The sequence below is a fragment of the Bradyrhizobium sp. ARR65 genome (assembly GCF_000472385.1).
In the GTDB taxonomy this organism is placed as follows: domain Bacteria; phylum Pseudomonadota; class Alphaproteobacteria; order Rhizobiales; family Xanthobacteraceae; genus Bradyrhizobium.
In genome coordinates, this window is record NZ_AWZU01000037.1 from 71,673 (window position 1) to 80,729 (window position 9,057).

General features: G+C 64.1%; 8 protein-coding genes and 1 pseudogene. 5 read left to right on the top strand and 4 right to left on the bottom strand.

What is annotated here, in order from left to right:
* The first annotated feature begins 6 nt into the window (after window positions 1-6).
* From soxX to soxA, 4 genes are read left to right on the top strand one after another with little or no spacing between them, the layout of a single operon-like run.
* The gene (gene soxX / locus F758_RS0130860) at window positions 7-399 is read left to right on the top strand and encodes a sulfur oxidation c-type cytochrome SoxX (protein WP_051387075.1); all 393 of its coding nucleotides are present in this window, start codon (window positions 7-9) and stop codon (window positions 397-399) included.
* A gap of 12 nt (window positions 400-411) precedes the next feature.
* Window positions 412-888, top strand: a complete 477-nt coding sequence (locus F758_RS0130865; protein ID WP_024511527.1) for a SoxY-related AACIE arm protein — start codon at window positions 412-414, stop codon at window positions 886-888.
* Window positions 888-1,208 carry a thiosulfate oxidation carrier complex protein SoxZ gene (gene soxZ / locus F758_RS0130870; protein ID WP_024511528.1) on the top strand — a complete coding sequence of 107 codons (321 nt, stop codon included), beginning with the start codon at window positions 888-890 and terminating at the stop codon, window positions 1,206-1,208. Before F758_RS0130865 ends, soxZ begins: the two co-directional genes overlap by 1 nt.
* Complete coding sequence (gene soxA, locus F758_RS0130875; protein ID WP_024511529.1) at window positions 1,205-1,984, top strand: sulfur oxidation c-type cytochrome SoxA; 780 nt, start codon at window positions 1,205-1,207, stop codon at window positions 1,982-1,984. The genes soxZ and soxA overlap by 4 nt, the downstream gene beginning before the upstream one ends.
* 34 nt (window positions 1,985-2,018) lie before the next feature.
* Here the strand turns inward: soxA and F758_RS0130880 are convergent, their stop codons facing one another.
* Window positions 2,019-2,726, bottom strand: coding sequence for a cysteine hydrolase family protein (locus tag F758_RS0130880; RefSeq protein WP_024511530.1), 708 nt, complete (start codon window positions 2,724-2,726; stop codon window positions 2,019-2,021).
* Between the two features lie 223 nt (window positions 2,727-2,949).
* Here F758_RS0130880 and F758_RS0130885 point away from each other — a divergent pair, with 223 nt between their 5' ends.
* The gene (locus tag F758_RS0130885; protein WP_024511531.1) at window positions 2,950-6,426 is read left to right on the top strand and encodes an indolepyruvate ferredoxin oxidoreductase family protein; all 3,477 of its coding nucleotides are present in this window, start codon (window positions 2,950-2,952) and stop codon (window positions 6,424-6,426) included.
* 790 nt (window positions 6,427-7,216) lie between these two features.
* On the opposite strand, the pseudogene F758_RS53425 reads toward F758_RS0130885, so the two are convergent.
* The 3 genes and pseudogenes from F758_RS53425 to F758_RS0130900 all read right to left on the bottom strand — a co-directional run.
* Window positions 7,217-7,312, bottom strand: a pseudogene (locus tag F758_RS53425) (pyridoxamine 5'-phosphate oxidase family protein); the annotation flags it as partial.
* Between the two features lie 173 nt (window positions 7,313-7,485).
* Window positions 7,486-8,508, bottom strand: a complete 1,023-nt coding sequence (locus F758_RS0130895) for a S1C family serine protease (protein WP_024511532.1) — start codon at window positions 8,506-8,508, stop codon at window positions 7,486-7,488.
* Window positions 8,509-8,737: 229 nt separating this feature from the next.
* Window positions 8,738-9,057 (bottom strand): transposase (locus tag F758_RS0130900; protein ID WP_024511533.1); only part of this gene is annotated, 320 nt, incomplete at its 5' end.

The following is a 9,057-nucleotide window of genomic DNA, read 5'->3' on the forward strand; positions in this document are numbered from 1 at the left end:
ACATCCATGGCCAGGGCGGATACGCTCGTGCCTTACACCGTGGTCGGCGATGGCATCCCTCAATCGCTGACAGGCAGGCCCGGCGATGCAGCACGCGGCCGCGCGCTGGTGCTGGATCGCACCAGCACCTGCATCCTTTGCCACTCCGGACCGTTTCCGAACGTGAAGTTCCAGGGTGATCTGGCGCCCAATCTCGCCGGCGTTGGCAGCCGCTGGAGTGCAAGTCAGCTCCGCCTGCGTCTGGTCGACGCCTCGCGTTTCAATCCGGCGACCATCATGCCGTCCTTTTACCGTGTGGACGGGCTGGTACACGTCGGCCAGAACTGGCGCGACAAGCCGATCCTGTCGGCGGAACAAATCGAGGATATCGTTGCCTATCTGGCAACGCTGCGCGACTAGAGAGCATAGGTCATGCCGAACCAGGATCCATCCGCACGCCGCAATTTTCTGAAAGTCGCTGGCAGCGCCGCCATTCTCGGCGCGATGTCGCGGGTGATGCTGCGGCCTGCCGAAGCGACGCCCGCGATGCTCAATTTCGCCATCCGCAATATCGTCGGCGAAGCGCAGGTGCAGACCGGCAGGGTCAAGCTTGATATCCCGCCGCTGGTCGAAAACGGCAATGCGGTGCCAGTGACCGTGAGCGTCGCGAGCCCGATGACGGCGGACGATTACGTGAAGAGCATTCATGTCTTCAACGAGAAGAATCCGCAGCCCTATATCGGCAATTTTTATCTCACCCCCGCATCCGGCCGCGCCCAGGTCTCGACCCGCATCCGCCTTGCCGACAGCCAGAAGGTGGTGGCGATCGCGCAGATGTCGGACGGCTCGTTCTGGTCGGCCAGCGTGGACGTCGTGGTGACGTTAGCAGCCTGTACGGAGGAGCTGTAGTGGCTTCCGCTCTGATCAACGTCCCCAAACGGGCGAAGCGCGGCGACATCATCGAGATCCGGGCGCTGACCTCGCATATCATGGAAACCGGATACCGCCGCAAAGCCAGCGGCGAGATCGTTCCACGCGACATCATCACGAGCTTCACCTGCCGCTTCAATGGCCAGGAGATCTTCCGTGCCGATCTGTTTCCGGCCATCGCGGCCAACCCCTATTTCTCCTTTTTCACGACCGCGAGAGAGAGCGGCAGGTTCGAGTTCGAATGGACCGGCGACAACGGCTTTTCCCAGACCGCCTCCGCCGCGATCACCGTCGAATGAAGCGGGCTTGCGCGATGCTTGTTGCGGCGCTGCTGGTCGCGGCCGCGCCGCTGCGCGCTGCCGAGATTCCGCCGGACCAGCGCCGCTCCGGCTACAGCTTCATGGGACCCGACAGCAAGGCCATGCAGGACGACGACACCGCCAATCCCGGCATGCTCTGGGTGCTCGACGGCGAGGCGCTCTGGAACAAGAGACCCGGCGCCGCAAACAACGCCTGCGCGGATTGCCACGGCGATGCACGCGCCAGCATGAAGGGCGTCGCGGCCCGCTATCCCGCCTTCGACAAGGCGCTCGGCCGCCCGGTGGACCTCGAGCAGCGTATCAATCTTTGCCGTGCGCAACACCAACAGGCGCCTGCGCTCGACTACGAAAGCCACGACCTGTTGGCGCTGAGCGCGTTCATCGCCAACCAGTCGCGTGGCATGCCGATTACGCCCGATGGCGACTCGCAGCTCGCACCATTCATCGCCAGAGGGCACGAGCTCTTCATGCAGCGGCAGGGCCAGCTCAATCTCGCCTGCGCCAACTGCCATGACGACAATTGGGACAAGCGTCTGGCGGGCGCCGCGATTACGCAAGGGCAGCCGACCGGCTACCCGATGTATCGACTGGAGTGGCAGACGCTGGGCTCGCTGCAGCGCCGCCTGCGCGGCTGTATGACCGGCATTCGCGCGCAGGCCTACAATTATGGCGCGCCCGAACTGGTCGAGCTCGAGCTTTATTTGATGTCGCGCGCGGCCGGCATGCCGATTGAGACTCCGGCGGTGAGGCCCTGACCGAAGGCGCCGTTCATCTCCCACGCTCCTGCTGTCACACGATATTGGCCGTCTCCGCTTGCATTGCCCTGAGAACCGCGGCCGAGTCGGCGACCCAGCCGAAGATGCCACCCTGGGCCTTGATCATCTTGAGGCCCATGTCGTGGAATTCGGGGAAGTAGGAGGCGCAGCCGTCGGCGATGACAACGCAGCGATAGCCGCGGTCATTGGCCTCGCGCACTGTGGTGTTGACACAGATCTCGGTGGTGACCCCGCACACCAGCAGATTTTCGATGCCGTGTTTCCGCAAGATATCGCCGAGCTCGGTGGCATAGAATGCGCCCTTGCCGGGCTTGTCGATGACGATCTCGCCATCGGCCGGATAGAGCTCGGAGATAATGTCGTGTCCCGGCTCGCCGCGAATCAGGATGCGTCCCATCGGGCCAGGATCGCCGATGCGCAAGGATGGCGCGCCGCGCCCAAGCTTGGCACGCGGCGCGTCCGAGAGATCAGGCAGATGCCCCTCGCGCGTATGGATGACCAGCATTCCCATGGCGCGCGCGGCGGCCAGCACCGAAGCGATCGGCCCGATGGCGGAGCCAAGCCGGGAGACGTCGTTGCCGAGCGTCTCGCCGAAGCCGCCGGGCTCGAGAAAATCGCGCTGCATGTCGATGATGAGGAACGCAGTCGTCGACCAGTTGAGGTCGATCGGCTCCGGCTCGGCAACGACCGTACCAGTTGAGGCTTGATTTAAGTCCATCATAAACGACGCCGCCCCGCACTCTCGAGAAAAGCTAAGCAAGCACTGTGCCATCAAGACCCCGCCCAGCATCCTCTAACGCAGCGATGTCATGAAATTCTTCCACAGCGGCTATGCCGCGCCCTCCGAAACAAGCTCGCGATATTGACTTTAGCGGCGCATCCTTTTCACTGGCCTGCCGCATCGATCCGCCGAGCGCCAAGAAAACCAAACGGAGCAAACCCAAATGACGCTGCTGCAGGTTGAGCTGGAGGACAAATACCGGCTCGAGGCCAAGCGGATCTATCTCTCCGGCGTCCAGGCTCTGGTGCGGCTCCCGATGTTGCAGCGCGAAATTGATCGCGCGGCCCGCCTCAACACCGCAGGCTTCATCTCCGGCTATCGCGGCTCGCCACTTGGCATGTACGACCACGCGCTGTGGCGGGCCAAATCGCACCTCAAGGCGCACGATATCGCCTTCGTGCCTGGCCTGAACGAAGACCTCGCGGCGACCGCGGTGTGGGGCAGCCAGCAGGTTGGGCTGTTCCCGGGCGCCAAGGTCGATGGAGTGTTCGGCATCTGGTACGGCAAGGGACCGGGCGTCGATCGCTCGGTCGATGCGCTCAAGCATGCCAATTCCGCCGGCACCTCGCGCCATGGCGGCGTACTGGCGCTCGCCGGCGATGACCACGGCTGCCAATCCTCCACACTGGCCCATCAGAGCGAGCAGGTGTTCGCCGCGGCACTGATGCCGATCATCAATCCCGCGACGCTGCAGGACTATCTCGACCTCGGCCTCTATGGCTTCGCGCTGTCGCGCTATTCCGGCTGCTGGGTCGGCTTCAAGGCGATCGGCGAGACCGTGGAGAGCTCGGCCTCGGTCTATAGCGATGCCGCGCGCGTGCAGATCGTGCTGCCTTCCGATTTCGAAATGCCGCCGGGCGGGCTGAACATCCGCTGGCCCGATCCGCCGATGGAGCAAGAGAAGCGGCTGTTCGGCCCCAAGATGGAAGCCGTCGGTGCCTTCGTGCGCGCCAACAAGCTCGATAAAGTCGTGCTCGACAGCAAGCCGGCGCGGCTCGGCATCATCACGACGGGCAAGGCCTATCTCGATCTGCGCCAGGCGCTTGCCGATCTCGGCATCACCGATCGCGATGCGCAGGCGCTGGGCTTGCGAATCTACAAGGTCGCGCTGACCTGGCCGCTCGAGGAAGAGGGCGCCAAGCGCTTCGCCGAGGGCCTGCAGGACGTGCTGGTGGTGGAGGAGAAGCGCGGCTTCATCGAGGACCAGGTCAAGCGCATCCTCTACAACATGGATGCGTGGAATCGTCCCGCCGTCGTCGGCAAGCGCGACGAGGCAGGCAAGGTCCTGTTGCCGAGCGAGGGTGAACTCACTCCCACGATCGTAGCCTCGGCATTGGTTGCACGGCTGCGTAGGCTCGGCCACCATAGCCCGATGCTGGAGCAGCGGCTGGCGCGGCTGGAAGCGTTCGAACGGCCCGCCGCGGCGCAGGCGCCGATCACACTGCAGCGCACCCCATTTTTCTGTTCGGGCTGTCCGCACAACACCTCGACCAAGATCCCCGAAGGCAGCCGCGCCATGGCCGGCATCGGCTGTCACGGCATGGCGCTCAACGTGCCGGCGCGGCGCACCGCGACGATCACACATATGGGCGGCGAAGGCGCGAACTGGATCGGGCAAGCGCCCTTCACCAGCGAGCAGCACATTTTCCAGAATCTCGGCGACGGCACCTACACCCATTCGGGCCTGCTCGCGCTGCGCGCGGCGGCCGCCTCCGGCGTCAACATCACTTACAAGATCCTCTATAACGATGCCGTCGCGATGACCGGCGGCCAGCCGGCCGAAGGCAGCTTTACGGTTTCGCAGATCGCCCATCAGGTGTGGGCCGAAGGCGTCAAGCGTCTGGCCATCGTCTCCGACGACCCCGGCAAATACCCACCCTCCGGCTATTTCCCGCCTGATACGACGGTCCATCATCGCCGCGAGATGGACCAGGTGCAGCGCGAGCTGCGCGAGATCAAGGGGCTGACGGTTCTCATCTACGATCAGACTTGCGCCGCCGAAAAACGCCGCCGCCGCAAGCGCGGGCTCTATCCCGATCCGCCCAAGCGGGTCTTCATCAACGATCTCGTCTGCGAAGGCTGCGGCGACTGCTCGCAAGCCTCCAACTGCGTCTCGGTGCAGCCGCTGGATACGGAGTTCGGCCGCAAACGCCAGATCGATCAATCCAACTGCAACAAGGACTTTTCCTGTGTGGAGGGCTTCTGCCCGAGCTTCGTCACCGTTCATGGTGGCAAGCTCAAGCGCGTCGAATCCTCCGCGATCGATTCCGGCCAGCTCTTCGCCGACCTGCCTCTGCCCCCTACCCCGAAGCTGGACGCGCCCTACAACATTCTCGTCACCGGCATTGGCGGCACCGGCGTCATCACCATCGGTGCGCTGCTTGGCATGGCCGCCCATGTCGACGGCCGCGGCTGCTCCGCGCTGGACTTCACCGGCCTGTCGCAGAAGAACGGCGCGGTGATGAGCCACGTCCGCATTGCGCCTGCGCCGGAAGATATCGCGGCGGTGCGCATCACGACCGGTGGCGCGGACCTGATCCTCGGCTGCGACATCGTGGTCTCCACCGGCCCGACCGCGCTCAGCCGCGTCGAACGCGGGGTCACAAGAGCGTTCGTCAATGCGGACCTGCAGCCGACCGCAAGCTTCGTGCAGAACCCGGACATCGATTTCGAGATGGGCGCGATGCAGACAACGCTGCACGAGGCGATCGGCGAGCGCAATCTCGACATCATCGACGCGACCGGCATTGCCTCGACCTTGATGGGCGACAGCATCGCCACCAACTCCTTCATGCTCGGCTTCGCCTTCCAGAAGGGCGCAATCCCGCTGTCGCTGGAAGCCATCCTGCGCGCGATCGAGATTAACGGCGCGGCGGTCGAAATGAACAAGCAGGCCTTCACCTGGGGCCGGCTCGCCGCGTACGACATGGCGCGCGTGCGCAGCGTGATCCAGTTCCGCAGCCGTGCCGTGCAGCCAACCCGGACGCTTGACGACATCATCGACACCCGCGCGAAATTCCTGACCGACTATCAGGACAAGGCCTACGCAGCGCGCTATCTCGCTGCGCTCGAAAAGGTGCGAAAGGCGGAGGCGGCTGCCTCGCCCGCATCGACCGAGCTGACCGAGGCGGTCGCGAAAAACCTGTTCAAGCTGATGGCCTACAAGGACGAATACGAGGTCGCGCGGCTCTATACCGACGGCAGCTTTGCGAAAAAACTGTCGGAGAAGTTCGATGGCGACTACCAGCTCAAATTCTATCTCGCGCCGCCGGTCTTCGCGCGCCGCGACAAGGTAACTGGCCATTTGCAGAAAAAGGAGTTCGGGGGCTGGATGATCCACGCTTTCCGCCTGCTCGCCCGCCTGAAATTCTTGCGCGGCACTGCCTTTGATCCGTTCGGGCGCACGGCCGAGCGTAAGTCCGAGCGCAAGCTGATCGAAGACTATCTTGCGATGCTCGAGCAGCGGATTGCGGATTTGCGACCCGAACAGATTCCGCTGCTCGTGAAACTCGCGCGGCTGCCTGAGATGATCCGCGGCTACGGCCACATCAAGGAGGCGAGCATCGTCAAGGCGATGGCGGAGAAGACTCGCCTTGAGACAGAGGTTGAGAACACCCGCTTCGCTGCGGCGGCGGAATGAGTTGTGTTGGCGTGTGATCGTGTTGGATTGAGGTATAAACATCTCAGCGTCATGCGGGCGGCGCCCACAAGCGGCCTCCTTCATTGCTAACGAAGCGAAGCAATCCAGAGTCACGCGCGCGGCTCTGGATTGCTTCGTCGCTTACGCTCCTCGCAATGACGAGAGATCATGAGTCCGTATTCCCGCGGCGCATGTCGCCCGAGTTGTACCTCTTGCGTGTCCCTCTTCGAAGATAGAGGGTGCAGGGAAGACCGGGTGCCCGCGTGCACCCGTGGGCCTTCGCGCAAAAAAGTTGCGCAAAGGCGCGAAGACCACAGGTGGGCGCGGAATCACTCCGGCCTTCCCTGCGCAGTGGTTTACGGCTTACTTCGCGCTCTCCCCGGTGAGCCAGCTTTTTGCCACCGTCGCCTCGCGGATCATCACGTCCGCAAGACTTGGCGCCTGCATGGGCGCGCCAGGACCACACGACTTCGCCGTCCGCGCGGATGCCGTTCGTCAGTCAGCACTCTCGCGTCCACCGCATTCCGCTCCACGTTCGTGACGACGCGTACGCCCCTCGTGTCGGTGCGGAACGGGCGGGAGGATAATTCTGATTTTCCGAAACAGCAAGCCCGACAGCCTGCGACAGATTGGCACGACGGGCAATTTGCGTCTGGCTGGCATGAGGGCGGCACTCAGTCCGCACGACGATATGCGGGATCTGGCGCGAGAGCCAACCCGAACGGCGCTTCCACCTTCGCTCTCGGAGCTACGGCGAACAAGGTCGCTTATCCGGGCAGTGTCGCTGCACTCAGCAGGTGACGAGATCGGTGTGCCCGAAACCCTTGGAATAGTCGAGCAGCGAGATCACCGTCGGCGTCAGCCGGAAGATGCGCGCCTGTTCGGGCGTCGGCAGCGGCCCCGAGCACTGTCAATCCGGGGCGCCTCCACCGGGCCCGCCCGTAGCGCGGCCCGATGACAAGCTCCGAGGCGGACCCGGAATCGCGAGATTCCGGGTTCACGCTTCGCGTGCACCGGAATGACGGTGCTCGGGGCAAGACCTGGGTGCTTGAGTGCGCCCTACCGCCCCGCCGGTTTACGCTCGATGGGATGAATGTCGATCGCCCGCAGCCGCCCCATCCGCAGCACGTCCATGGCGAGGATCTTCCCGATGCGGTCGCGATCGAGCACGCGGATCAGGTCGTCCACGCCGTTGATCTCGACGCCGTCGAGCTTGATCACGACGTCACCCGGCAGAAGCCCGGCCTTGGCCGCCGGCCCGTCCGGCTCGATCTGCGCGACCAGCGCGCCCATCTTGTTGTCGACGCCGGCAAGCACCGCGTGCCGGCGCGGGATCGGCGCGGTCTGGCCGGAGACGCCGATATAGGCGCGCCGGACGTAGCCGTGCCGGATGATCTCGGACAGCACAAATTGCGCGGTATTGGAGGCGACCGCAAAGCAGATGCCTTGCGCACCGTTGATGATAGCGGTGTTGATGCCGATCACCTCGGCTTTCGAGGAGACCAGCGGCCCGCCGGAATTGCCCGGGTTGAGCGCGGCGTCGGTCTGGATCACGTCCTCGATGGTGCGCCCCGAGATCGAGCGGATCGAACGGCCGAGCGCGGAGACCACGCCCGCGGTGACGGTCGATTCAAAGCCGAGCGGATTGCCGATCGCGACCACGAGCTGGCCGCGGCGCAGCGTCTTGGAATTGCCGAGCGAGGCGTAGCGCAGGTCGCGCGCGCCATTGGCGCGCAGCAGCGCCAGATCCGTGTCGGGATCGACGCCCAGCACCCGCGCATCGGTGACAACGCCCTCGATATCGCGGAGGCGAATCTCCTTCGCCGACCCCACGACATGGCTGTTGGTCAGCACGAGTCCATCGGGCGAAATCACAATGCCGGAGCCGAGCCCGCCGCGCTCGCCCGGGGTACGCACTTTCGGTCCCGTCTCGACGCGGACCACGGCCGGGCCGACCCGCTCCGTCACGCCGATCACAGCGTTGGAGTAGGCATCCAGCAGGACCTGGTCGTTGACGGGTGCTTGTTCGGTCGCCTTCGATGACACGCCGTGATCGAAGGTATCGGTGGTAAAATCCAACATGGCAGGTTCCTCAAGGCCATGTCAGATGGTCATCAGGCAGCCGATGCGCAAGGCCGCAAATGAGTCTGTCATTCGGGGGCGATGCGAAGCACCGAACTCTGATGTGCAATTGCACGTCTGAGAATCTCGAGATTCCGGGTTCGCTCGCTGGTCGCGAGCGCCCCGGAATGACGGATGGAGCTACGCCGTCGTCGCCGCAGAACGTTATCTGATGCCGCTCTAGAGCGTTTCACATTTTGATGGAAGCGTATCCGGCGTTGGCAAAGTAGTTGGCGCATTCGCGGGGTTGGATGGTTTTGACGAGTTCGCCGATGTGACGGCAGATGTCGTCGACGGCGCGGTTTTGGGCCGCACGCATCCAGTGCTTGATCTTGGCAAAGGTCTGCTCGATCGGATTGAGGTCGGGCGAATACGGCGGCAGATACCAGAGCCTTGCGCCGGCGGCCCGGATCTGCCTGCGCAGCGCGGCCGCCTTGTGGCTCCCCAGATTGTCCATGACGACGATGTCCCCGGGCTGAAGCTGCGGGACGAGAATCTGCTCGACATAGG